The sequence below is a fragment of the Variovorax sp. LG9.2 genome, assembly GCF_035018885.1.
Classification (GTDB): Bacteria; Pseudomonadota; Gammaproteobacteria; order Burkholderiales; family Burkholderiaceae_C; genus Variovorax.
Map to the genome: position 1 here is coordinate 13,667 of NZ_JASJXB010000031.1, position 22,380 is coordinate 36,046.

Below are 22,380 nucleotides of genomic sequence, written 5' to 3' on the forward strand. Positions count from 1 at the left end.
TCTCGCCATGTCATCCGCCCCCCCACGCCCCCCGGTCGAAATCGAGACCGCGCCCCATCCGGTCGCCACTGTTATCCTCATGCACGGACTCGGCGCCGACGGCAACGACTTCGTGTCGATCGTCAACGAGCTCGACCTGTCGGCCGTCGGTGCGGTGCGCTTCGTCTTTCCCAACGCGCCGGTCATCCCGGTCACTATCAACGGCGGCTATGCCATGCCGGCGTGGTACGACATCGCCGTGGCCGATCTCGGGTCGCGTGAAGACGAAGCCGGCTTGCGGCGCTCGCGCATCGCCATCGAGGCGCTGATCGCGCACGAAAAATCCCGTGGTATTCCGGCCGATCGCATCGTCGTCGCCGGCTTTTCGCAAGGCTGTGCCATGGCGCTCATGACCGGCCTGCGCCACGGCGAGCGGCTGGCCGGCATCGTCGGCCTGTCTGGCTACCTGCCGATCGCCTCGACCACCGCCGCTGAGCGACACGCCGCCAACCACGACACGCCCGTTTTCATGGGCCATGGCACGCGCGACGGTGTGGTGCCGATGGCGCGCGCCATCGAGTCCCGGAACGCACTCACCGCCATGGGATACGAGGTCGAGTGGCACAGCTACCCGATGGAACATTCGGTCTGCATGGAGGAGATCGCCGATATCAACGCATTCCTGCTGCGCGTGCTGCGGGACGAGGAAGACACGGGAGCCGCCTCATGACCCTGTTACCCGGACAAGCAGCACTTTCTACCTGAAACGCCATGGCCCCCAGCCAGCAGCGACGGCCTGACCGTGCTACCTTCCAGCCCCAAGATTGAGGGGCATAACTATATGAGCAGCATATTGCAGAAGCGTTTGGCTTCGCTTTCGCCGGGGCGCCTGAAGGGCATGCGCCGCGGCATCGAGAAAGAAAGCTTGCGTTCTGCGGCCGACGGCGCGCTGGCTTTGACGCCGCATCCGTCGGCATTGGGTTCTGCGCTCACGCACCCGCACATCACCACGGATTTCAGCGAATCGCAGGTCGAACTCATCACCGGCGTGCATGGCGATGTCGACGCGGCGCTCGACGAGCTGACCCGTGTTCACCAATTCACTTACCGCGTGCTCGATGCCGCTGGCGACGAGCGGCTTTGGGTGTCGAGCATGCCGTGCGGCTTGCCGACCGACGAGACGATTCCGATCGGGCGTTACGGCTCCTCGAACGTCGGGCGCGCCAAGAGCGTCTACCGCATGGGGCTGAGCCATCGCTACGGCCGGCGCATGCAGACTATTTCCGGCATTCACTACAACTGGTCTCTGCCGGGTGTCGGTAGCGACCAGTACTTCGGGCTGATCCGAAACTTCAGGCGCCATGCGTTCTTGCTTCTGTACCTTTTCGGCGCGTCACCGGCACTGTGCAGCAGCTTCGTCGCCGGCCGGCCGCACGAGCTTCAGCCGCTTGGCGAGGGCAGCGTGCACATGCCGCACGGCACGTCGTTGCGCATGGGCCGGCTCGGCTACCAGAGCGATGCACAGGCCTCGCTGGCGGTGAGCTACAACAGCCTCGACGGTTATGGCGCCTCGCTGCAAGACGCGTTGACGCGTCCGTGGCCGGCTTACCAGGCCATCGGCATCCAGAACCTGGGCGGCGACTACAACCAGCTCGCGACCAGCCTGCTGCAGATCGAGAACGAGTTCTACGGCACCATCCGGCCCAAACGGGTGATCTACCCCGGCGAGCGTCCGCTGCATGCGTTGCGCGAGCGCGGCGTCGAGTACGTCGAGGTGCGGCTTATGGACCTCGATCCGTTCGAGCCGGTCGGCATCAACGCGCAGACCATGCGCTTCATCGACGTATTCCTGCTGCATTGCCTTTTGAGCAACAGCCCCGACGACACGCCGCAAGAAATTGCCGAGCTTGCGCACAACCAGCATCTGACAGCAGCGCGCGGCCGCGAGCCAGGACTCACCCTGCAGCGTGGTGGCCGCGAAGTGCCTTTGGTGGAGTGGGGCGCGGAGCTGGTGGCGGAGTGCCTGCCGATCGCAGCCGCGCTCGATGCGGTGCACGGCGACACGTTGCATAGCGACGCCGTGCATGCGGCCGCCGATGCCCTGCGGAATTCCGGCAGTCTGCCGTCGGCACGCGTGCTGGCCGCGATGAAGGCATCGCACGCCGATTCGTTCACCGGCTTCATCAGGGCGCAGTCCGAATCGACGCGCGTTGCGTTGCTCGCCTCGCCGTGGACAGCGGGGCAGCAAGCGACCTTCGAGCGCATGACGCAGACTTCGATCGAGGAGCAAAAACGCATAGAGGCAGCCGACACCTTGCCGTTCGAAATCTATCGCGAGCAGTACGTTTCGCCGGCGCGCCTGGGGTTGCGTGGGCGGACGGCCATGACGGCCTGAGCGGAACAACCGCACAGTCCATGAAGGTGCGTGGTAGGTGCCGACCTACTCGCATTGGCCTGCATGGCTCACCTTCGTGGTGCGAGACGCACGCATGATGCAATCGTGCTCCAGCATTCGTTCCACACACAGCCGCTACCTGACGATCCCATGACTTTCAAGACCTACCTGGTCGAAGACAGCCCGGTGATCCGGGACAACCTCGTCGGGTTTCTCGAAGACATCGCTCACGCCGAAGTCGTTGCCCATGCCAGCAGTGAAGACGAAGCGGTTGCTTGGCTGAAGTCGCATCACGACCAGTGGGACATCGCGATCATCGATCTGTTTCTCGAGCAGGGAAACGGTCTGGAGGTCGTCGGAGCTTGCCGCGGCAGGTCGTTGGACCAAAAGGTCGTGGTGCTGACGAACTATGCGACGCCAGCGATGCGTGCGCGGGCCAAGGCCCTGGGTGCCGATGCGTTCTTCGACAAGTCCGCGGAGATCGACGAGTTGGTCGAGTACTGCGAACGGCTTGGCGCCACGCGGCGTTAGCTCGCCCTAAGCCGAGCAGAAGTCGTGTCGTGTCACGACGGTGCGTCGTGCAGTGGTATCTCTTGCGGTAAAACTGCTTCCGTTATCGACAACGGAACGCTACGCATGAGCAACATCAGCAACACCATAGACAAGACTGGCAAGATCGACTTCGGGGGCCGCGTCGCGATCGTGACGGGCGCGGGCGGCGGCCTTGGTCGTCAGCACGCGTTGGCGCTGGCGCAGCGCGGCGCCAAAGTGCTCGTCAACGACCTCGGCGGTGCGCTCGACGGGGCAGGTGGATCGACCAGTGCGGCGCAGCGGGTGGTCGACGAAATCAAGGCTGCGGGTGGCGAGGCCATCGCCAATGGCGCCTCGGTGACCGATTTCGAGGCGGTACAGGCGATGGTGCAGCAGGCGATGGACGCCTGGGGCCGCGTCGACATCCTCGTGAACAACGCCGGCATCCTGCGCGACAAGAGCTTCAGCAAGATGGAACTCGAGGATTTCAGGCTGGTGGTCGACGTTCACCTGATGGGCGCAGTGCATTGCAGCAAGGCGGTGTGGGCCATCATGAACGCGCAGAAATACGGCCGCATCGTGATGACGACTTCGTCTTCCGGCCTCTATGGCAACTTCGGCCAAAGCAACTACGGCGCAGCCAAGATGGCGCTCGTCGGCCTGATGCAGACGCTGAGCATCGAAGGCGCAAAGAATGACATCCGCGTGAACTGCCTGGCGCCGACGGCGGCCACGCGCATGACAGAGGGCCTGATGTCGAAAGAAGTGCTGGATGCGCTCAAGCCTGAAGCGGTGGTGCCGGCGATGTTGGTGCTTGCGGCGCAGGATGCGCCGACGCGGACGATTTTGTGTGCCGGTGCGGGTACCTTCGAAGCTGCCCACATCACGCTCACCGCGGGTGCCTTCATCGGCATTGGTGGCGATGCGCCGGAGCAGTTGGCAGCACGCCTCGCCGAAGTCACCGACCGCGCTGGCGAGATCGTGCCGCAAAGCGGGTCGGCACAGGGCGGCAACGAAGTCGGCAAAGCGCTAGCCGCCGCGCGTTGAGCGCACGCTGAGTTAATCCGGTATCAGGCTGTCGTCCTTACGGATGGAGTCGTGATCGCGGTGGCTGTTCAGGCGGCCCAACGTGCTGTCGAGCAGGCGCTTGAGCTTGCCGGTAGCGCCGCGGAACGCCTCATCCATGGTGTGGCCATGCTGTGTGACCGCCAGTGGCTGGTGGTGGGCCAGACGGGCCTCCATGACGCAGCACTTGTCGTCGGCCCCGGCCTTGCCATGGTTCTCGTCGCTCAGGTGGATCTCGACCCGCATCACGTCTTCTGCGAAACGGCTGAGGTGCTGCCTGATTTCGGCGTCGGCCCAGCGTTCCAGCGTTTCCTTGTTTTCGACGCCATTGCTTGTATTGACCTGAATTTGCATGTTTGTGTCTCTCTGAGTGCACGCGAATATGCGAACCCCTACTGTGCTCCCAAAATCGGAAAGGCGAATGTAGGTCTCGGGGCACATCACAATTGGTCACTTCAGATTCACGCAACGGGCGCACTGCGCACCGAGAAAGAAGTTAGTCCCCATGGCCATTCAGTGGTTTCCCGGCCATATGCATTTGACGCAAAAGGCCATTGCCGAACGTGTCAAGGACACCGATGTCGTCATCGAGTTGCTCGATGCGCGCTTGCCTGCTTCCAGCGCCAACCCAATGCTGTCGCAGCTCACGTCGTCGCGGCCCACGCTCAAGGTTCTCAACAAGCAGGACCTGGCCGACCCGGCACGCACGGCGCAATGGCTCGCGCACTTCAACGCGCAACCGGCCACGCGCGCGATCGGCCTCGATGCGAGCCAGAGCACGCCGGCACAGCAACTGGTCAAGGCATGTCATGAACTGGCGCCGAATCGCGGTGGTCTCGCCAAGCCGATGCGCGTGCTGATCTGCGGCATTCCCAACGTCGGCAAGTCGACCCTCATCAACACGCTCACCGGCAGCAAGAAGGCCAAGACCGGCGACGAAGCCGGCATCACCAAGCTGGAACAGCGCATCACGCTGACCGACGATTTCTATCTGTACGACACGCCCGGCATGCTGTGGCCGCGCATCATCGTGGCCAAGAGCGGCTACAACCTGGCCGCCAGCGGCGCCATCGGCCGCAATGCCTTCGACGACGAAGAGGTCGCGCTCGAACTGCTGGCCTACCTGAAGACGCACTATCCAGCGGCCGTCGCGACGCGCTTCAAGCTCGACATGACCGCGCACGATATCGCGGCCATGAAGGATGAAGATTTGCTGGAAGCCATCGCGCGGAAACGCGGCGCCATTTTGGGCAAAGGGCGCGTCAATTTGCAGAAGGCGTCGGAGATCGTGATGCATGAATTCCGTGCCGGCAACTTCGGTCGCATCACGCTGGAAACACCCGAAGAGTTCGCGCAATGGCTGGCGGCCGGGCAGCAACTCGATGCCGAACGCCAGATGAAAAAAGAGGCGCGTGGCAGCAAGAGAGGCGCTGGTGGACGCGCACCGGATGCCGACGCGCCTGCCGAATCGAGCTGACCCTGTCGGACCCTACCGCAACCTGTCGGCACGGGTCGCGACTGACGACGACGTCCTTCAACGCTCCTGCAACCGCGCTTCTTTCGGGTAGCTGATGGTGTAGTCCGCCGCCACGCTCAAGCTCTTGCCCGCGTCGAGGTCGGCGGTCCACATCGCCATGCCGGGCTGCTTGTTCCAGGCGAAGTCCGATGGCTGCGGCGCGAAGGTCGCAGCCACGCGAACTTGCTCGTCGACAGACACTGGTGCCGCCTCGAGCACCTGCACTGCTATCGGCGTCTTGTGGCGGTTCTCGATCACGTAGCCGCGCTGCACCTTGCGCTCGGCGCGCGTGCCGACGAAGCCACCGCTGCCTTGGCTGTCGCGCTCGGGCTCTACCTGAACGCGCACAAGTTCGTCACGTCCGAAGGAGAGGTTGAGTCGAGCGTCGCTGGCCGTCGGCCACTGACCATTGCCGACGAACGCCCCATCGCGATAGAGCTGTACCGGGCCTGCCGGCCAGACGCCAGCAGGGCGAACCAGGTCCGCGACAAGATAGGCGCTTGCATCGACACGCGGGCTCGTGCGCGCGGCAAGCCTGGCGGTGTCTTCATGCTGCCCTAGCGCCATGGCGACACGCTGGCCGTTGGATGGCACGTCGATAGGTTGTGCGACGTTGAACTCGGTCGCAAAGCTGCCCTCGAACACGCTCACGTCGAAGAGCGGTGCAAGTGGCGCATCTTGCAGCGACTGCCTTTTCGCCATCATGGCCGGCGACGCCGGGGCAGGGGCGCCGGCTGCAAAGCGCGTTGATTCGTTGGCCGTGGCGCGTGGTGGCGGCTCGACACCGATGCGCCACGGCGAAGGCAACCGGCCACTGGTTTCGCGCCGCGGTTGACCGGTCGACAGCACGAGTTTGACGCCGCGCCAGTCTTCGCCGGTCGATTGCGCCACGAGTGCCTGGCGTTCGATGCGCAACTTGCGTGTCGTGGTGTCGAGCAGCGCGCGGTACGCGGGCGTCCAGCCCGGTCCGGCGACCTGGTAGCTGAGGCGGATGTCTGCATCGGAGCCCGCGGCGAGGTTGACCGTGACAGCCACGACGTTGGCGCCTTCACCGCCCTGCGTTCTGGCACGTTCGGCCACGAGAGGGCTCAGTTGGCGATCGACATCGGATTGACGGCGTTCGATGAGGTGCTGCTTTTGCAGGGCGTCCTGGCCCGTGCGACGCAATGCGTCGGCAACGGATGCGAGGTTCCTGGCATCCATCGCGACACGCTTGCTCGCGGCGTCCACACCGGGTCCGTCACCCGTGCCGGCAAAGCCTTTGAGGTAGCCCGTGACCAGTCCGAGCGCGTCGGTTTCGGCTTGTAGCGACGCCTTCTGATCTTCAAGTTCGCGGATGCGCGCATCCAGCGCGTTGCCGCTGCACCGTGCCGACAGCGCACGCGGTTCCGTGAGCACCGACGTCTCGCCCAGCCGCACCGATGCATCCGCCGACACCTGCAGGCTCTGCACGTCGAGCGTTGCGGGCAAGCAGGCGAAGGTGATCGTCCGGCTACCGGCCACGACGCGTGCCACGCGTTCGACAGTCGCGCTGCCGGGGTAGACCTTGACCTGGGTGATGCGGGAGTCGGGGCTGGCCGCATTTGCCTGCGCCTCGGCGCCGACGGCGAGCAGGAGCACGGCAAGGCCGATACCAGCGATCTTGAAGGGACGGGCGCGTATTGCAGAGGACAAAGGCAAGGTCGGCTTCATGAGCAAGGCTTTCGGATGTGATGGATCGGATTCGTCGACCCTTGCTCATACGGCCGAGCTCGGCAAGCAGGGTTAAAGCGGAGTTAATTCACGCAACCCACAGCAAACGAACTCAGGTAGCGAGAGGGTCGCGCCTGTGCAGTGTTTACCTTTGGATACACTCGTCATCCAATCATCGTTTTCTCAAAAATGCCATCCGACAGTCCTCAGTCGTTGCGCCGGCTGCTCCGGGGCGTTCTCCTTTTCATCGGTTTGTTCGCATTGGTTTGGGTGGCACTCGACTTCGCCCATCAGAAGCTGCGATACGTACAGGCCGGCTCCGATCTGGTTCTGGAAGAAAAGTACGACAAGCTCTCCAAACAAGCGCTTTTTTCGGGCCAGGAGAAGTACCGCGTGATCGCGATGGGCAACAGCAAGACGCTCAGCAGCTTCAAGCCCGACGTCTTCGATGCCGCCTTCCCCAGCGACGTGCGCTCGTACAACTTCGGCTTGCCGGGCGAGTCGCAGTTCCTGCCGGTGTTGCGATCGATCCTGGCGAGCGGCAACCGGCCTACGCACCTGCTGCTGCAGCTGCCCTGGGCGCCTCCCGATGCCGCTGCCAAGGCATTGCCGCTGCTCAAGGACGACAACCGCATCCTGATGACGCTGATCCCGTTTCGGCGCTTCTTCCGCGACCTGACGCTGTTCGTCTTTCAGTCGCTTCACACCGGCGTCGGGGCCGAGTGGATGCGCATCAAGGGCGAGATCGACTCGGTGGAAAAAAACCGGGGCTGGTACTTCATCAGCGGGCAGAGCCGCTATCCGAATGGGCAGTTACCAGATGACTTTGCATTGGCCTCGGACAACGCACAGGCGACGCCGGTGCGCGCACTGGCCCCCTCGGGCGACGACTACGCCGCCTTGCTGGCGCTTGCAAAACAATACGAATTCAAGGTGGTGCTTGTTCCGTGGTCTGCGCGCACCGGTGAGTACGCACCCGCTGAGAACAGCGGCAGCGGCGCCGCCAAAGTGGTGTCGCAGTCGCCGTACATCGCGGAGCGCGGGCCCAACTACTGGCTGTATCCGCCACCGTCCTTTTCCGACCCGGTCCATATGAATTCGGGCGGTGCCGAGGCCTACACGAAGCGTCTCGCCGCATTTCTCAAGGACGCTGGGGAGTTGAAGTAATGCTGTTCAATTCCTTCGAGTTCTTCGGATTTTTCGGCATTTTCCTGCTCGTCTATTTTTCGAGCCCGTTTCGCTACCGGCCATGGATTTTGCTGGTCGCCAGCTACGTGTTCTACATGAGCTGGGAGCCGAAGTTCGTGCTGCTGTTGCTGTTCACGACACTGGTCGATTTTTCGACTGCACTGGTCATGGCCAACAGCGGCAAGCCGCATGTGCGCAAGCTCGCGATGGTGACTGCGCTCGTGCTCAACTTCGGCATTCTCATCGTGCTGAAGTACGGCAGGTTCCTGGTTGCAAACGCAGAGGCGGTGGCACATTCCGCCGGCGTTGGCGGTCACTGGAACATGGTGCAGTTCGTGTTGCCGGTGGGTATTTCTTTCTACACGTTCCAGTCGGTCGGCTACACGCTCGACGTCTACTTCAAGCGCACGCCGGCAGAGCGAAATTTGCTGACCTACGCACAGTACGTCGCGTTCTTTCCGCAACTGGTGGCAGGACCGATCGAGCGTGCCAGCCACATGCTTGGGCAGTTCAAGGCGCGCCACTATTTCAAGGCAGAGAACGTCTCGCCGGCGATGTGGCTCATCGGCTGGGGCCTGTTCAAGAAGATGTGCGTCGCCGACCAGATAGCGCCGTTCGTCAATGCGATCTACAGCGACCCGGGCAACTATTCGGGTAGCTACACGCTGTTGGCGACGGTGCTGTTCGCCATCCAGATCTATTGCGATTTTTCAGGCTATTCGAGCATCGCGCGCGGCGTTGCCAAGCTGTTCGACTTCGAGCTGATGATCAATTTCAGGCAGCCGTATTTTTCCCGCTCGCTGTCGGAGTTCTGGGGCCGCTGGCACATCTCGCTCTCGACCTGGTTCCGCGACTATCTCTACAAGCCGCTGGGTGGCAGCCGCGGCACGCACTCGAACACGCTGCGCAACGTGCTCATCGTTTTCGTCATCAGCGGCATCTGGCACGGTGCGTCGTGGTGCTTCGCGGTCTGGGGCCTGATGCACGGCATGGGGCTGGTGGTCGAACGCATCGTTCGCTGGAAGGGGCTAGACACCGTCGGCGGCGCAACCATCGCAGCGCGCTTTGCCCGTGGTGCTTTCGGCTGGGCTGCGACCATGGTCGTGGTGCTGGTCGGCTGGGTCTTTTTTCGTGCGTCCACGTTGGGTGATGCGTGGACCGTGCTCAAGGGCTTTCAGCACCTCACCGCACTCGACTACGGCACGTTCAAGGTACTGGGTTTCGCGAGCTTCGAGATCTTGCTGGCGGCCCTGTTCATTCCTTTCACCTTCATCGTCGAATGGGTCGTGAGCAAAGACCGTTACCAGGACATCGACCAGCTGGTCGGGCCGCGCATGTCGATCGTGCTCGGCGTGGCACTGACCTATGTGATCTTGCTGTTCGGCGTGTTTGGCCGCCGCGAGTTCATCTACTTCCAGTTTTGAACGGCAGCGAGACGCCGGTGTTTTTTCATGTTCGGTTGTCTCCGTTATTTTTATGAAAAAGGGCAGGGCCGATCACCCGTGCCCGGTGCAGTGCGCTGACGCTTGTCACTCTTTCAGCTTGATCTTTCCCTCGCGCACGTAGCGGTCGTACTCGTCGCGCGGAATGGCGGTCAGGCCAGCGGTGTTGTCGCCTGCGTCCCAGCTGATGGTTGCACTGTCGGCGGCCAGGTCCACTTCGACCAGGCCCTCGGGAATCGTCAACGGCACGCCGTCGCCGGGGGTATAGGTCACATGGCCTTGAATGGTTGCATGGTGTGTCATGGGTTCTCCTGGGTGCTCCTGGACTCTGGTGGACTCTGCGTATGACAGGCAATCATTACATGCAATCGTGACGGTGCGGAGTGTCAGCGGACTTCGGCGAACTTGGGCAAACTTCGCGTCATGACAACCACAACACAACCATCGGTCGAGCCGCCCATCGAAGTGACCCAGGGCGATCTCTCCGCCTACCGCCAAGGCAACACGGGCGTCGACTACGTGCACCGTTTTGAATCGGGCAAGCCCGGCCCGCACGTGCTCGTCAATGCGCTTACGCATGGCAATGAGATTTGCGGCATGGTCGCGGTGAAGCAACTGCTCGACGCGGGTGTGCGTCCGAAGATCGGCACGCTCACACTCAGCTTTGCCCATGTCGAGGCCTACAACGCTTTCGATCCGTCGAAGCCGTACGAGAACCGGCAGATCGTCCATAACCTCAACCGCATCTGGTCCGACGAATTGCTGGGCGGCACCGAAGACAGCCCCGAGCTTCGTCGGGCCCGCGCACTGCGGCCGGTGGTCGCGGCTGCCGATCACATCCTCGACATCCATTCGACCAGCCAGGACGTCGTGCCGTTCTGGGTGTATCCCGACTTCGCCCGCAACGCCGATACCGCGCTCGCCATCGGACTGCCCTCGGTTCACCTCGTCATGCCCAACGGCTTAGGCTCCGGCACGCCGTTGATCCAGCATGGCTTGCATGCCGGCGCGGACGCGCCCGGCGCTGCGATGGTCGCGGAATGCGGCCAGCATTTCATGCAAAAGACGGCGGATGTCGCGGTTGAAGTGACCGCGCGGTTCCTCGCGTATTTCGGCGTTGTCGAGCGTTCGGGACCGGCGCCCTTGCTCGATGCGCAGCGGCGCTTCGAACTGCTCGAAACGCGCATGGTCATGACCGACCATTTCGCTTTCACGCGGCCGCTCATCGGCTTCGAGACCTTTGCCAAAGGCGAGCTCATCGCGACCGATGGCGATGCCATCGAAATCCGCTCGCCTTGCGACAACTGCACTGTGTTCATGCCGACGCGCGCGCCGATCATCGGGCGTGAAGCGGTGTACTTGACCAAGCCGATTTCCTAAAGCGATTGACCTGAAGCGAATGACTCGCGCGCGCTGGGCCGGCGTGGCCTTCGTTTTTCTCTGGTTTGCGCTTGGCGGCATCGCGCACTTCGTCGCGACCGACACAGAGATGCGCATCGTGCCGCCGTACATTCCATGGCGGCGCGCTGCGGTGTTGATCAGCGGCGTCTTCGAACTGCTTGGAGCCGCCGGCTTGCTCTGGCAACCGACGCGTCGTGCTGCCGGCATGGGGCTTTTTCTGCTGACTCTTGCGGTGACGCCAGCGCACTTCTACATGCTGCAACGGCCGGATTTGTTTCAGTCGATTCCGTACTGGGCGCTGATCTTGCGGCTGCCGATTCAGGTCGCGCTGCTGGCGCTCATAGCCTGGATCACAGCAGAGCCGCCGCCGCGTTGATCCGCCTAGGTCAAACCGGCGTGCCGCCGTATGCCACCGCGAGCAACGCCGCCTGCTGCTCCGGCGTGCGAAGGGCGATCAGCTTCAGCAGCGCCGCGCCGTCTTGCGCCTGAATGCCGTGCTCCTTGGCAAAGGCCAGCGCATCGGGCGTGAAGGTCGAGCTGGTGACGTAGCTGCCGTGCTTGAGCTGGTTTGCCCTCATCACGCCGAAGAAGTCGCGCAGGTCTTTCAGGCCGACTGGCTTAGAGGGCCGATGCTTGCACTGGACGATGCGCGGCGCGTCCATGCGTTTCGATTGAAGCCAGAGGTGGACGCCGCCTTGCTCGCCGTGCGACTTGGCATGCGTCGCAAAGCCGACCTGCGCAAAGAAGGCTTCGGACAAAGCCTCGAAGCGCTGCCATTGCATGGTGGCCAGCACCCGTGGGCTCCAAGCCTGCTCACGGTGCTGGAATGGCGTTGCGGCGGGCATGCGCAGCGCGTACAGCGCCTCGGTCGTCGAAAGGGATGGGGAGGGCGCAGGATAGGTCTCCTCGAATTCGAGGACGGGCTCTCGCTTGAATGTCGATGACGAGTCCATCAACCGGCCGCCACCGTCTTTCGGCGCCTCTTCGCTGTAGCCACCCCATTCTGCTGCCGCATTGCCGCGCCGCATCGTGTAGTGCAAACCCAACAACACCGCACCCAAAATCAAGGCGGCCCAGCCCGCCGGGCGCAGCGCCTGTTCAACGCGCTCGGCGATGGAGCCATGCACCAGGGCCGGAATCACGGTCAGCAGCACGACGCCGGCAACCAACGTCATCAGGCCGGTTCCCAATAGCGCGTTGCCCGTGCGGGCACGAATGACCGGGGCGGCGGGGCTGGCGCGATCGTCTGTAATTTGCGTTGTCATGACCGGCGGTGCTTTCGTAAATGGGGAGGCGCGCCGACTTTATGAGGCAAAACTGCTTACAGCGCAATGCGCACGCTTGGAAGTCGCTAGCAAAAACGTAGCGAAACCGCACGCGAACCAGTTCACGAAAATGCGGATTAAAGCTTGGCGTCAGGCGAAAACACGAACAGCGCCGGGTCGACCATCGCGCGGTTGAGCATCACCGACCAATGCAGATGCGGCCCGGTCACGCGGCCGGTTGCTCCGACGGCTGCAAAGCGCTCGCTCGTTTTCAGCACGTCACCGGGCTTCACGTCGATCGCGCTGAGATGGCAATACATCGTGAGCAGACCGCCGCCATGGTCGAGCCAGACCGTATTGCCGTTGAAGAAGTAGTCGCCAGTGTCGATGACGCGACCCGGCATCGGCGTCAGCACCGGCGTGCCGGTGCCCGCGGCGATGTCCATGCCGCTGTGAGGATTGCGCGACTGCCCGTTGAAGACGCGGCGCAGTCCGAACGAACTGGAGCGACGCCCCGGCACCGGCACGCGCATGTGCAGCGACTGCGCTTGCGGCAAGGGCTCGGTGAAGGTCGCCATGACGATTGCCAGATGATCGCGTTCGCGCTCGTAGCGGGCCTGGTCGGCGGGCGAGAGATCGACCGTGCCGGGGGCAACATTGAGGCGTTGCTCGCGATATTGCTTGGGCGCGATGGCGTAGAGGATGTCGCGCGTCGCTGCATCGTCTTTGACTTGCACCGTGATGCGACCTTCGCCGGGTAAAGCGGCCAACGGAATGCCGACCATCGCCGTCCATTCGATCGGATCGCCTAGCACCAGCAAGGGCACGTCGCTGGTCGTCGTCGCCCGAGGTCGCGTGGCGGCCGGGCCGAGCGACAGACGCGCGACGCCACCCGGCACCTGCGATGCGCTGGGCCAGACATCTGCAGCCGATGGTGTGGTTTGCGAGGGCGAATGAGGCATCTTCGTCGCCGCGACGGCACTACCGACCGTAACCGCCGCAATGGCAGGCAGGGCAACCAGCCCCAGCGCGCCGAGCATGGCCGAGCGCCGATGCAGTACAAAAGTGTGATGTGAAGGCATGCCGCCAGTCTAGCCACCGCCTCGTGTCCGGAGGATGCCCAGCGCATGCGTTACCGAACCGCCATCAAAGTCACACTGCACGCGGCCAAGCGAAGGCTGCGACGTCGAACGGGCAGCTTGGCGCCATGACAATCGGGCCGCTTCGTCTTGAACGCGGCTTACAAAATCAGGGAGTTCAGATTGATCCATTCGAAGAATGTTGGCCGCGCTGCGCGTGCGCTTACCGTGCTGGCTGCTGCACTGGCCACGGCCGGTTTGCTCGGCGCTTGCGGCACACGCGGACCGGTCGCGCCGGAGCCGCCGCCACCATCGGCCACTGCGAGCAACAGCATCGTCATGCCGCGCATCACCTATGGCAGCACACCCAAGGGCGTAAAAATCTTGAAGTCGGACGACAACTGCGACGTGCCCGCATTGCTGCGCCAGAACGTGCAAGACCAGCTCGAAGAACCGCTTTTGTATCTGTTGCCTGCAGCGACCGCAGGCGCCGAGGCGGCACCGGTGTTGAAGATTGAAATCACCGACTTGCTGGCGAACGCGGGCGGCATCTATGGCGGCCCCAAGATTGTCGACATCCACGGCACGCTCGAACGTCCGGGCATGGCACCCACGCAGTTCACCGCGCGGCGTCAGATGTTCATCTACTTCGGCGTGCCGCGCTCGACCTGCAGCATGGTCGGAAGCGTGGCGTACACGCTGGGCAGCGACATCATCAAGTGGATGAAAAAGCCGGTCGACGGTGCGTTCCTGGGCGAGCGCTGAGCCACTCGCGCTCGGACGCTCACACAGCGACAGTGGCCGTCTTCATGCTTCCCGGTGCAAGACCGTCGAGCGTGTACGGCCCGATCGCGGCGCGAATCAGCCGCAGTGTCGGCAAGCCCACGGCCGCCGTCATGCGCCGCACCTGCCGGTTGCGGCCCTCGCTGATCGCCAGCTCGATCCATGCGGTCGGAATCGCCTGTCGGACGCGGATCGGCGGTTGCCGGTCCCACACGTCGGGTGCCGGGTCGAGCAGGCGCGCACGGGCCGGGCGGGTGATGCCGTCGTTCAAATGCACACCCGCGCGCAGTGATGCCAGCGTGGCCTCCGTCGGCACGCCTTCGACCTGCACCCAATAGGTCTTCTCCATCTTGAAACGCGGATCGGCGATGCGCGCCTGCAACTGGCCGTCGTCGGTGAGCAGCAACAGCCCTTCGCTGTCGGCATCGAGCCGGCCCGCCACATAGACGCCGGGGATGTCGATGAAGTCTTTCAGGCCTCGCCAGCGACCTTCAGCGGTGAATTGGCTGAGGACGCCGTAGGGCTTGTTGAAGCAGATGAGGCGGGGCATCGACACAGGCGGAGACATTGAGCGGCAGCATAGCCGCGGCCTCAAATGCCCCAGCCGGAATCGCTGATGTGCCGCGCATACACCGCGAGCACGATGCGTTCGGAGTGCACCAGGTAGTCGTTGAGCGCTGCAGCGGCGCGGGCGAATTCGCCGCTCTCGGCCAGTTCGAGGATATTAATGTTCATGTCGACATACGGCGCGTGCAGGAACTCCGGGTCTTGCAGCAAACCGAAGGCCAGCCGCAACTCGGCCAGCACTTGCGCGAAGAGCAAGTTGAGGCGCTCGCTGTCGGCCAACTCCACGATGGCCATGTGGAATGCCATGTTGGCGGTACCCGCGCCGAGCCAGTCGCTGTCGGCGCGGCAGCGCAGCGCGGTTTCGACGGCGTCGCGCATCTTCTTCTTGGCCGGATGCCGAGGGTAGGCCTGGCCCAGCGCCTGGCATTCGATAAGGCGCCGCACCCGATAGATGTCGATGATCGACGCAATGCTCGGAATCGCCACGAACACGCCGCGGTTCGGAGAGTGCTTGACCAGGCCGTCCTTGGTCAGCATGCGAAACACCTCGCGCAACGTGTTGCGCGAAATGCCGAGACTGTCGCTCAACGTCTGCTCCGAGAGCCGCTGGCCGGGTGAAAACTCGCCGCGGGTGATCCGCTGACGGAGCTCTTCAGCCATGCGCTCGCTCAGCGTCCGGACCGCGGGGGAAGGTGAAGCGGGCAGGCTCATATTCCCCGCGTTTTAGCAGATGAGTTGCCACATCTGCGTTCAATTGCTCAACGAGTGTCGGGTTATTCCCTAGGAATTGGCACGTAACTTGCGAACGATTCTTCTGTAATTGTTGAACAATAAATAGCTACTGACTCATTCAAACATCCGGGTGCTTGAGTCACCCACGATCACTTTCAGGAGTATCCGCCGTGCCCACTGCTATCAATCTCTGGCCCCTGCTCGGGGTCGCCGTCATCATCGTGGGGTTCATCCTGCGCTTCAACCCGATGCTGGTCGTGATCGTCACGGCTATCGTCACCGCCTTTGCCGCGAACTTTCCGGTCGACAAGATCCTCGCCACCATCGGCACCGGGTTCATCAAGACGCGTAACCTGCCGCTGATCATCCTGCTGCCGCTCGCGGTCATCGGTTTGCTCGAGCGGCACGGGCTGCGGCAGCACGCGCAGCGCTGGATCAGCAGCATCAAGTCGGCCACCTCGGGCCGCTTGTTGATCGTCTACCTGGCGGCGCGTCAGCTGACCGCAGCCGTCGGCCTCACCAGCCTCGGCGGCCATCCGCAAATGGTGCGGCCGTTGCTCGCGCCGATGGCCGAAGGTGCAGCCGAAGCCCGTTTCGGTGCGCTGCCCGATCGCGTCCGCCACAAGTTGCGAGCCTTCTCGGCGGCGACGGACAACGTTGGCCTGTTCTTCGGCGAAGACATCTTCGTGGCCTTTGGCGCCATCGTGCTGATGACCACCATCCTGCGCGAATTGGGCATCGAAATCGAGCCGATCCATGTGGCGCTGTGGGGCATCCCGACCGCCGTGTGCGCCTTCGTGATCCACGCCTGGCGCCTGCGGCGGCTCGACAAGTGGCTGAACAAGGAGATGAGTGGGCAGACGCCATCGGACGTCGGCCCTGACAACGTCACGGCCAGTCTCGCGGCCACTGCCACTGCCGCGGTGAAGGGAGCCTGATCATGACGCTCACCATCACCCACCTCTACGACCTCGTCGGCATCATCCTGGCCATCACGGCCGTGATGACGCTGATGGACAAGCATCATTCCAAGCGCTACTCCAGCGCGTTCTTCTGGGCGCTCTATGCGCTGGTGTTCCTCATCGGCGATTTCATTCCGCCGGTGTGGGTCGGCGTCGGCGTCATCGTCATGGCGCTGATCGCGGCCTTCGGCGGTGTGGGCATCGGCCATCACGCGGCGCGCACGCCAGCGCAATATCTGGAGAGCGCCAAACGCCTCGGCAACAAGCTCTTCATTCCGGCGTTGGCGATTCCCGTGGTCACCATGATCGGCACGCTCTCCGCGAGCCACCTGATCTTTGGCGGCGTGCCACTGCTCGACCCGAAGAACACCACGCTGGTGAGCCTGGGTGTCGGTTGCATCGTCGCGTTGGCTTTGGCCTGCAAGCTCACACACGAAACGCCCATGCAGGGCATCCGTGAATCGCGCCGCCTGACCGATGCGCTCGGCTGGGCGCTGGTGCTGCCGCAGATGCTGGGCATGCTGGGGCTCGTGTTCGCCGACGCTGGTGTAGGCAAGGCCGTCGCGCACATCACCACCACCTACATCAACATGGACGTGCGCTTCTTCGCGGTGGCGGTCTACGTGATCGGTATGGCGCTCTTCACGGTGATCATGGGCAACGGCTTCGCGGCCTTCCCCGTGATGGCAGGCGGCGTCGGCGTGCCGATCCTGGTCGGCGTCTACCACGGCAACCCGGCGGTAATGGCCGCGATCGGCATGCTCTCGGGCTATTGCGGCACCTTGCTCACGCCGATGGCCGCCAACTTCAACATCGTGCCCGCCGCGCTGCTGGAGTTGCCGGACAAGAACGCGGTGATTCGCGCGCAGGTACCCACGGCGCTCACGCTGCTGGCGTGCAACGTCTTCCTGTTGTACTTCCTCATGTTCCGCTGAGTTCGGTATGCAGATGGACCTGAACAGCGACCTCGGCGAAAGCCTCGGTGCCTGGCGCATGGGCGACGACGATGCGATGCTCGGCATCGTGAGCAGTGCCAACGTGGCATGCGGTTTTCATGCAGGCGATGCGGCCGGCATCCTGCAGACGCTGAAACGCGCGAAGGAGCGAGGCGTGGCGGTCGGCGCGCATGTGGCGTACCCGGATCTCGCCGGCTTCGGCCGCCGCAACATGGACGTGGCGAGCGCCGACCTGCAGGCCGATGTGATCTACCAGATCGGTGCGCTGAAGGGCATGGCGACAGCGGCCGGCACGACGGTGCGCTACGTCAAGCCGCACGGCGCGCTGTACAACACCATCGCGCACGACGAACGGCAGGCGCGCGACGTGATCGCGGCCATCCGCGCGATCGATTCATCGCTCTGTCTCGTCGCGCTGGCCGGCTCGCCGTTGATCGGATGGGCCCGTGCCAGCGGCTTGCGCACCATCGCCGAGGCCTTCGCCGATCGCGCGTACATGCCGGACGGCGCACTGGTGTCGCGGCGTGAAAAAGGCGCGGTGCTGCACGATCCGCACGAGGTTGCGGCACGCATGTTGACGCTGGCGACCGAAGGCGTCGTGACGGCCATCGACGGCAGTACCGTGCGCATCGAGGCGGACTCGGTCTGCGTGCACGGCGACAGTCCCGGCGCGGTGGAGATGGCGCGCGAAGTGAGGGCGCTGCTGGAGCGCTCCGGCGTGGTGATCCGGTCATTCGTCGAGGCCGATCGATGAAGGCGTCGATCAAGCGATCGACGATGCGTTTTCTGCCCGTCAACCTGGATGCGCTGCTGGTCGAGCTCGACGATCTGCCGCAGACGCTGGCCCTGCTGGCCTCGCTGCACTCCGAGCCCCTCCGTGGCATCGAAGAGCTGGTGCCGGCGGCGCGCACGTTGCTGGTTCGCTATCGCCCGTCGATGGTGTCGCGCGCGGCGCTGGTCGCTGCGATCGGCGCACGCAGCCTGGACGCGACCGTCGAGCGGACGTCGACGTTGATCCAGATTCCGGTCAGCTACAGCGGCGAGGATCTCGACGAGGTCGCGCAGATGCTCGGTATCACGCGGGAGGAGGTCATCCGGCGCCATACCGGCAGCGAGTACACGGTGGCGTTCACCGGCTTCGCACCCGGCTTCGCTTATCTGAGCGGCGGTGATCCTGGCCTCGACGTGCCGCGCCGCACCACGCCGCGCACGCGCATCCCGGCCGGCGCGGTTGGGCTCGCGGGGCAGTTCAGCGGTGTCTATCCGCAGGCCAGCCCCGGTGGCTGGCAGATCATCGGCGTGACGGCAACACCGATGTGGGATCTGTCGCGCGACGTGCCAGCGTTGTTGCAGCCAGGCTTTCGCGTTCGCTTCGTCGATGTGACGCAACGGGCTGCCGTTGCGCTGGCGCCGCCAGCCCTGGTTGCCGGGCCATCGACAGCCACAACAACATCAACGGCATCGCCAGCAGCGCCGGGCGCAGCACACGAAGGTTCGTCACTCGAAATCCGCAGCACCGGCCTGCAGGCACTCTTCCAGGACCTGGGCCGTCACGGCCAGGCCGGGCAGGGCGTGTCGGCCTCGGGTGCGATGGACCAGGGCGCCTTGCGCGCGGCGAACCGACTCGTCGGCAATCCCAGCGATGCGGCTTGCGTGGAGATCGTCTACGGCGGCTTTCATGCGGTGTGCCATGGCGACGCTGTCGTGGCGTTCACCGGCGCCGAGGCACCAATCGAAGTAACGACCGCGAGCGGTCTGCGGCTCGCAGCTTCGGGTTACCAGGCCATCGCACTTTCGGATGGCGACAGCGTCGTGCTCGGCGAACCGCGCGCAGGCATTCGCAGCTACCTTGCAGTGCGCGGCGGCTTCACGGCCGCGCCGGTGCTCGGCAGTCGGTCCACCGACACGCTGGCCAACGTCGGCCCTGCACCTGTCGCCGCAGGCGACACGCTGCCGATCCACCGCTCGACGGTCGGCGCCATCGTCGGTGCCCCCGAGCAGCCGCCGCACGACCTGCCTACGACACACGAGGTCGTCACGCTCGACGTGGTGATGGGTCCGCGCACCGACTGGTTCACGCCCGAGGCGGTCGCGCTGCTGGCAAGCCAGACCTGGACCGTCACACCGCAGTCCAACCGCGTCGGCTTGCGGCTTGCGGGCGCGCAGTCGCTGACGCGTTCGAACCCGGCCGAACTCCCGAGCGAAGGCACTGCGCTCGGCGCCATCCAGGTGCCGCCGAGCGGACAGCCTGTGCTGTTCCTGGCCGACCATCCGCTCACCGGTGGCTATCCGGTCATCGGTGCTGTCGCGACCCATCACCTCGACCGCGCTGGGCAAATCCCCATTGGCGCCCGCGTGCGCTTCAACCCGATCCAGCCTTTCGAATTCGACATCACGCCATGAAAAAAGTCCTCATTGCCAACCGTGGCGAAATCGCCGTGCGCATCGTGCGCGCCTGTGCCGACTACGGTGCGAAATCGGTGGCGGTCTATGCCGACGCCGACCTCGACGCGCTGCATACGCGCATGGCCGATGAAGCCTACGGACTCGACGGCCAGCGGCCCGCCGACACCTATCTGCACATCGAGAAGCTGCTGGCCGTGGCGGCACGGTCGGGTGCGGACGCGGTACATCCCGGTTACGGCTTTCTGTCGGAGAACGCGGGCTTCGCACGCGCCGTGATCGGCGCGGGGCTGATCTGGGTCGGCCCACCGCCGGAAGCCATCGACGCGCTCGGCGACAAGGTGCAGGCACGCAAGATCGCGCTCGAAGTCGGCGCACCGCTGGTCGCCGGAACGCCGGGCCCGGTGAACAACGCGCAGGAGGTCGTCGCCTTTGCCGAGCAGCATGGCTTGCCGATCGCGATCAAGGCCGCTTTCGGTGGCGGCGGTCGTGGGCTCAAGGTGGCATGGCGCATGGACGAGGTCGCCGATTGCTTCGAATCCGCGGTGCGCGAAGCCATCACCGCCTTCGGTCGTGGCGAGTGTTTCGTCGAGCAGTTCCTCGATCGCCCGCGCCATATCGAGGCGCAAGTCATCGCCGACACGCACGGTCGCGTCGTGGTGCTCGGCACGCGCGATTGCTCGCTGCAACGCCGCAACCAGAAGCTGGTCGAGGAGGCGCCCGCGCCGTTCCTCACCGATGCGCAACGCGAGCGCATCCATGCGTCGGCACGGGACATCTGTGCGAAGGCGGGCTATGTTGGCGCTGGCACGGTTGAGTTTTTGCTGAGTCCGTCGGGCACGATCTCGTTCCTCGAAGTGAACACGCGGCTGCAGGTCGAGCACCCGGTCACTGAAGAGACGTCGGGCATCGATCTCGTGGTCGAGCAATTGCGCGTGGCCGATGGCCTGCCGTTGTCGATCACCGAAACGCCTGTGCCGCGCGGCCATGCCTTCGAGTTTCGTATCAACGCGGAGGACGTCGGTCGTGGCTTCCTGCCGGCGCCGGGTACGGTGCGTGTGTTCGATGCGCCTTCAGGTCCGGGCGTGCGCGTCGACACCGGCGTGGTGTCGGGATCGATGGTGCCCGGCACCTTCGATTCGTTGATGGCCAAGCTCATCGTCACCGGCGCCACGCGCGCGCAAGCCATTGCGCGCGCACGTCGGGCGCTGAAGGAATTTCGCATCGAAGGCGTGGCATCGGTCCTGCCGTTCCACCGCGCGGTCATGGCGCACGGGGACTTCACCTCGGCGGACGAATTCAAGGTGCACACGCGCTGGATCGAAACGGACTTTGCGAACACGCTCGCTGCGGCAGTGCGCTCCGAGCCTGGCGTGTCTGCCGCGCCGTTGACTCGTACCGCCATCGAGATCGATGGGCGCCGCATGGCGCTCGGGTTGCCGGCCGAGTTGCTCCGTGGATTGCAGTCGGGTTCTTCTGGCGGCGGGACTTCGGCAGCAAAAGCGCTCGCCATCGCCATAGAGATCGACCCCGCAACGGTCGCCGCGCCGATCACCGGCACGCTTCAATCTTGGAAAGTCGCCGATGGAGACACCGTCGCTGCAGGCGACCCCATCGCGTCGATGGAGGCCATGAAGATGGAGATGCAGGTGGCTGCACATCGCGCGGGTCGCATCGCGCTCAAGGTGGAGCAGGGCGCCTACATCACGGCCGGGACGGGCATTGCGGAGATCCGATAGACGGCAAGCCAGGACACCATTGGCTTCGCGAGGGCTACTCGAGCTTCGCGTCCTCTTTCTTCGCCTCCGCCATCGCTTCCGGCTCCAATTCTTCAGCATAGCGATTGAGCCGAATGAACACGCCCCAGCCAGCCAGCACGATCCCCACCGCACAGAACATCGCGGCGGCGTGGAGCATGAGCTCGGGCTTCTCGCGCGACTTGAAGGTGGCGACCAGTGCCTCGACTGCGATGGCGACCACGATCACCACCATGAAGCGCGAGAGGAAGCGCCGCACGCGTGTCGGTGCGCCGATGTGCGCGTCGCGAATGACCTCTTCCTCCGTGATGGTCTGCGAAATCTGAAGCGCCACCACCGCAGCGGCCAGCAGGCCGATCGCCTCGATCACCGCTTCGCCCGCAGTCGTGTCGACGCCGCCGGTCATGGCCATCCAGCCGTTGTGCGCTGCGATGACCATGAGCGCGATGCTGGCGCCGGCAAAGAGCAACGCCATGAGCGCATGAACGACGGAGTAGAGACGGAGGAAGGCTTTCATGGACTGGTGGAGCTAAGCAACGGTGTTCGATGTTGATCGTCGTCACCGCGCCGCGCTGTCAGCGGCGGGCGCAAAGTATCGAACCGCGTCGGTGTCAAGTCGAAAGCCCGTTGGAACAGAGCGATGAGTGCGCTGGCGGTGGCAAAGCCC

The 22,380-nt window shown here is 64.1% G+C and carries 23 protein-coding genes; 15 read left to right on the plus strand and 8 right to left on the minus strand.

Annotated features, from left to right (window positions below; all coding sequences use genetic code 11):
- Nucleotides 1–7 precede the first annotated feature (7 nt).
- The 4 genes from QN413_RS22440 (at nt 8) to QN413_RS22455 (ending at nt 3,952) form a co-directional block, all read left to right on the plus strand.
- Nucleotides 8–709 carry an alpha/beta hydrolase gene (locus QN413_RS22440; protein WP_323498809.1) on the plus strand — a complete coding sequence of 234 codons (702 nt, stop codon included), beginning with the start codon at nt 8–10 and terminating at the stop codon, nt 707–709.
- 111 nt (nt 710–820) lie between these two features.
- Complete coding sequence (gshA, locus tag QN413_RS22445; protein WP_323498810.1) at nt 821–2,374, plus strand: glutamate--cysteine ligase; 1,554 nt, start codon at nt 821–823, stop codon at nt 2,372–2,374.
- A gap of 150 nt (nt 2,375–2,524) precedes the next feature.
- The gene (locus QN413_RS22450; RefSeq protein WP_323498811.1) at nt 2,525–2,905 is read left to right on the plus strand and encodes a response regulator transcription factor; all 381 of its coding nucleotides are present in this window, start codon (nt 2,525–2,527) and stop codon (nt 2,903–2,905) included.
- 105 nt (nt 2,906–3,010) lie between these two features.
- The gene (locus QN413_RS22455) at nt 3,011–3,952 is read left to right on the plus strand and encodes an SDR family NAD(P)-dependent oxidoreductase (protein ID WP_323498812.1); all 942 of its coding nucleotides are present in this window, start codon (nt 3,011–3,013) and stop codon (nt 3,950–3,952) included.
- A 12-nt stretch (nt 3,953–3,964) separates the two neighbouring features.
- On the opposite strand, the gene QN413_RS22460 is transcribed toward QN413_RS22455, so the two are convergent.
- Nucleotides 3,965–4,324: an HPF/RaiA family ribosome-associated protein gene (locus QN413_RS22460; protein WP_323498813.1), complete on the minus strand. Its 360-nt coding sequence runs from the start codon at nt 4,322–4,324 to the stop codon at nt 3,965–3,967.
- Between the two features lie 151 nt (nt 4,325–4,475).
- Between QN413_RS22460 and ylqF the strand changes: the two genes are divergently transcribed.
- Complete coding sequence (ylqF, locus tag QN413_RS22465; protein ID WP_323498814.1) at nt 4,476–5,447, plus strand: ribosome biogenesis GTPase YlqF; 972 nt, start codon at nt 4,476–4,478, stop codon at nt 5,445–5,447.
- A gap of 57 nt (nt 5,448–5,504) precedes the next feature.
- Here ylqF and QN413_RS22470 read toward each other — a convergent pair whose 3' ends face one another.
- On the minus strand, nt 5,505–7,178 hold the full coding sequence (locus QN413_RS22470) for a mucoidy inhibitor MuiA family protein (protein ID WP_323498815.1): 1,674 nt from the start codon (nt 7,176–7,178) through the stop codon (nt 5,505–5,507).
- A gap of 189 nt (nt 7,179–7,367) precedes the next feature.
- Between QN413_RS22470 and QN413_RS22475 the strand changes: the two genes are divergently transcribed.
- The gene (locus QN413_RS22475) at nt 7,368–8,345 is read left to right on the plus strand and encodes a hypothetical protein (protein ID WP_323498816.1); all 978 of its coding nucleotides are present in this window, start codon (nt 7,368–7,370) and stop codon (nt 8,343–8,345) included.
- Nucleotides 8,345–9,790: an MBOAT family O-acyltransferase gene (locus tag QN413_RS22480; RefSeq protein WP_323498817.1), complete on the plus strand. Its 1,446-nt coding sequence runs from the start codon at nt 8,345–8,347 to the stop codon at nt 9,788–9,790. Before QN413_RS22475 ends, QN413_RS22480 begins: the two co-directional genes overlap by 1 nt.
- A 105-nt stretch (nt 9,791–9,895) precedes the next feature.
- On the opposite strand, the gene QN413_RS22485 is transcribed toward QN413_RS22480, so the two are convergent.
- Nucleotides 9,896–10,111 (minus strand): hypothetical protein, encoded by a 216-nt coding sequence (locus QN413_RS22485; RefSeq protein ID WP_187051235.1) that lies wholly within the window; start codon nt 10,109–10,111, stop codon nt 9,896–9,898.
- A gap of 120 nt (nt 10,112–10,231) precedes the next feature.
- Here QN413_RS22485 and QN413_RS22490 point away from each other — a divergent pair, with 120 nt between their 5' ends.
- Nucleotides 10,232–11,188 (plus strand): succinylglutamate desuccinylase/aspartoacylase domain-containing protein, encoded by a 957-nt coding sequence (locus QN413_RS22490; RefSeq protein ID WP_323498818.1) that lies wholly within the window; start codon nt 10,232–10,234, stop codon nt 11,186–11,188.
- A 19-nt stretch (nt 11,189–11,207) separates the two neighbouring features.
- Nucleotides 11,208–11,585: a hypothetical protein gene (locus QN413_RS22495; protein ID WP_323498819.1), complete on the plus strand. Its 378-nt coding sequence runs from the start codon at nt 11,208–11,210 to the stop codon at nt 11,583–11,585.
- 10 nt (nt 11,586–11,595) lie between these two features.
- Here QN413_RS22495 and QN413_RS22500 read toward each other — a convergent pair whose 3' ends face one another.
- Both QN413_RS22500 and QN413_RS22505 read right to left on the minus strand, forming a co-directional pair.
- The gene (locus tag QN413_RS22500; RefSeq protein ID WP_323498820.1) at nt 11,596–12,474 is read right to left on the minus strand and encodes a restriction endonuclease; all 879 of its coding nucleotides are present in this window, start codon (nt 12,472–12,474) and stop codon (nt 11,596–11,598) included.
- Between the two features lie 137 nt (nt 12,475–12,611).
- The gene (locus tag QN413_RS22505; RefSeq protein WP_323498822.1) at nt 12,612–13,556 is read right to left on the minus strand and encodes a peptidoglycan DD-metalloendopeptidase family protein; all 945 of its coding nucleotides are present in this window, start codon (nt 13,554–13,556) and stop codon (nt 12,612–12,614) included.
- Between the two features lie 180 nt (nt 13,557–13,736).
- On the opposite strand from QN413_RS22505, the gene QN413_RS22510 reads away from it, so the two are divergent.
- Nucleotides 13,737–14,318: a hypothetical protein gene (locus tag QN413_RS22510; protein WP_323498823.1), complete on the plus strand. Its 582-nt coding sequence runs from the start codon at nt 13,737–13,739 to the stop codon at nt 14,316–14,318.
- A gap of 19 nt (nt 14,319–14,337) precedes the next feature.
- Here QN413_RS22510 and QN413_RS22515 read toward each other — a convergent pair whose 3' ends face one another.
- Both QN413_RS22515 and QN413_RS22520 read right to left on the minus strand, forming a co-directional pair.
- Nucleotides 14,338–14,886, minus strand: coding sequence for a pseudouridine synthase (locus tag QN413_RS22515; RefSeq protein WP_323498824.1), 549 nt, complete (start codon nt 14,884–14,886; stop codon nt 14,338–14,340).
- A 41-nt stretch (nt 14,887–14,927) separates the two neighbouring features.
- On the minus strand, nt 14,928–15,563 hold the full coding sequence (locus QN413_RS22520; protein WP_416352225.1) for a GntR family transcriptional regulator: 636 nt from the start codon (nt 15,561–15,563) through the stop codon (nt 14,928–14,930).
- Nucleotides 15,564–15,805: 242 nt separating this feature from the next.
- Between QN413_RS22520 and QN413_RS22525 the strand changes: the two genes are divergently transcribed.
- From QN413_RS22525 to QN413_RS22545, 5 genes are read left to right on the plus strand one after another with little or no spacing between them, the layout of a single operon-like run.
- The gene (locus tag QN413_RS22525; RefSeq protein WP_323498826.1) at nt 15,806–16,573 is read left to right on the plus strand and encodes a DUF969 domain-containing protein; all 768 of its coding nucleotides are present in this window, start codon (nt 15,806–15,808) and stop codon (nt 16,571–16,573) included.
- Nucleotides 16,574–16,575: 2 nt separating this feature from the next.
- Complete coding sequence (locus QN413_RS22530; protein ID WP_187051243.1) at nt 16,576–17,532, plus strand: DUF979 domain-containing protein; 957 nt, start codon at nt 16,576–16,578, stop codon at nt 17,530–17,532.
- A gap of 7 nt (nt 17,533–17,539) precedes the next feature.
- A complete protein-coding gene (locus tag QN413_RS22535) occupies nt 17,540–18,307 on the plus strand; it encodes a 5-oxoprolinase subunit PxpA (protein ID WP_323498827.1) in 768 nt (255 codons plus the stop codon).
- A gap of 23 nt (nt 18,308–18,330) precedes the next feature.
- Nucleotides 18,331–19,956: an urea amidolyase family protein gene (locus QN413_RS22540; protein WP_323498853.1), complete on the plus strand. Its 1,626-nt coding sequence runs from the start codon at nt 18,331–18,333 to the stop codon at nt 19,954–19,956.
- Nucleotides 19,953–21,695 carry an acetyl/propionyl/methylcrotonyl-CoA carboxylase subunit alpha gene (locus QN413_RS22545; RefSeq protein WP_323498828.1) on the plus strand — a complete coding sequence of 581 codons (1,743 nt, stop codon included), beginning with the start codon at nt 19,953–19,955 and terminating at the stop codon, nt 21,693–21,695. The genes QN413_RS22540 and QN413_RS22545 overlap by 4 nt, the downstream gene beginning before the upstream one ends.
- 34 nt (nt 21,696–21,729) lie before the next feature.
- Here QN413_RS22545 and QN413_RS22550 read toward each other — a convergent pair whose 3' ends face one another.
- Nucleotides 21,730–22,230, minus strand: a complete 501-nt coding sequence (locus tag QN413_RS22550) for a hypothetical protein (RefSeq protein WP_323498829.1) — start codon at nt 22,228–22,230, stop codon at nt 21,730–21,732.
- Between the last annotated feature and the right edge of the window lie 150 nt (nt 22,231–22,380).

Coding starts and splice junctions, on each gene's coding strand:
- QN413_RS22490 (WP_323498818.1), top strand. CDS start 10,232: ATGACAACCACAACACAACCATCGGTCGAGCCGCCCATCGAAGTGACC.
- QN413_RS22440 (WP_323498809.1), top strand. CDS start 8: ATGTCATCCGCCCCCCCACGCCCCCCGGTCGAAATCGAGACCGCGCCC.
- QN413_RS22460 (WP_323498813.1), bottom strand. CDS start 4,324: ATGCAAATTCAGGTCAATACAAGCAATGGCGTCGAAAACAAGGAAACG.
- gshA (WP_323498810.1), top strand. CDS start 821: ATGAGCAGCATATTGCAGAAGCGTTTGGCTTCGCTTTCGCCGGGGCGC.
- QN413_RS22485 (WP_187051235.1), bottom strand. CDS start 10,111: ATGACACACCATGCAACCATTCAAGGCCATGTGACCTATACCCCCGGC.
- QN413_RS22550 (WP_323498829.1), bottom strand. CDS start 22,230: ATGAAAGCCTTCCTCCGTCTCTACTCCGTCGTTCATGCGCTCATGGCG.
- QN413_RS22530 (WP_187051243.1), top strand. CDS start 16,576: ATGACGCTCACCATCACCCACCTCTACGACCTCGTCGGCATCATCCTG.
- QN413_RS22480 (WP_323498817.1), top strand. CDS start 8,345: ATGCTGTTCAATTCCTTCGAGTTCTTCGGATTTTTCGGCATTTTCCTG.
- QN413_RS22470 (WP_323498815.1), bottom strand. CDS start 7,178: ATGAAGCCGACCTTGCCTTTGTCCTCTGCAATACGCGCCCGTCCCTTC.
- QN413_RS22495 (WP_323498819.1), top strand. CDS start 11,208: ATGACTCGCGCGCGCTGGGCCGGCGTGGCCTTCGTTTTTCTCTGGTTT.
- QN413_RS22535 (WP_323498827.1), top strand. CDS start 17,540: ATGCAGATGGACCTGAACAGCGACCTCGGCGAAAGCCTCGGTGCCTGG.
- QN413_RS22520 (WP_416352225.1), bottom strand. CDS start 15,563: ATGGCTGAAGAGCTCCGTCAGCGGATCACCCGCGGCGAGTTTTCACCC.
- QN413_RS22450 (WP_323498811.1), top strand. CDS start 2,525: ATGACTTTCAAGACCTACCTGGTCGAAGACAGCCCGGTGATCCGGGAC.
- QN413_RS22540 (WP_323498853.1), top strand. CDS start 18,331: ATGCGTTTTCTGCCCGTCAACCTGGATGCGCTGCTGGTCGAGCTCGAC.
- QN413_RS22515 (WP_323498824.1), bottom strand. CDS start 14,886: ATGCCCCGCCTCATCTGCTTCAACAAGCCCTACGGCGTCCTCAGCCAA.
- QN413_RS22455 (WP_323498812.1), top strand. CDS start 3,011: ATGAGCAACATCAGCAACACCATAGACAAGACTGGCAAGATCGACTTC.
- QN413_RS22475 (WP_323498816.1), top strand. CDS start 7,368: ATGCCATCCGACAGTCCTCAGTCGTTGCGCCGGCTGCTCCGGGGCGTT.
- ylqF (WP_323498814.1), top strand. CDS start 4,476: ATGGCCATTCAGTGGTTTCCCGGCCATATGCATTTGACGCAAAAGGCC.
- QN413_RS22545 (WP_323498828.1), top strand. CDS start 19,953: ATGAAAAAAGTCCTCATTGCCAACCGTGGCGAAATCGCCGTGCGCATC.
- QN413_RS22500 (WP_323498820.1), bottom strand. CDS start 12,474: ATGACAACGCAAATTACAGACGATCGCGCCAGCCCCGCCGCCCCGGTC.
- QN413_RS22505 (WP_323498822.1), bottom strand. CDS start 13,556: ATGCCTTCACATCACACTTTTGTACTGCATCGGCGCTCGGCCATGCTC.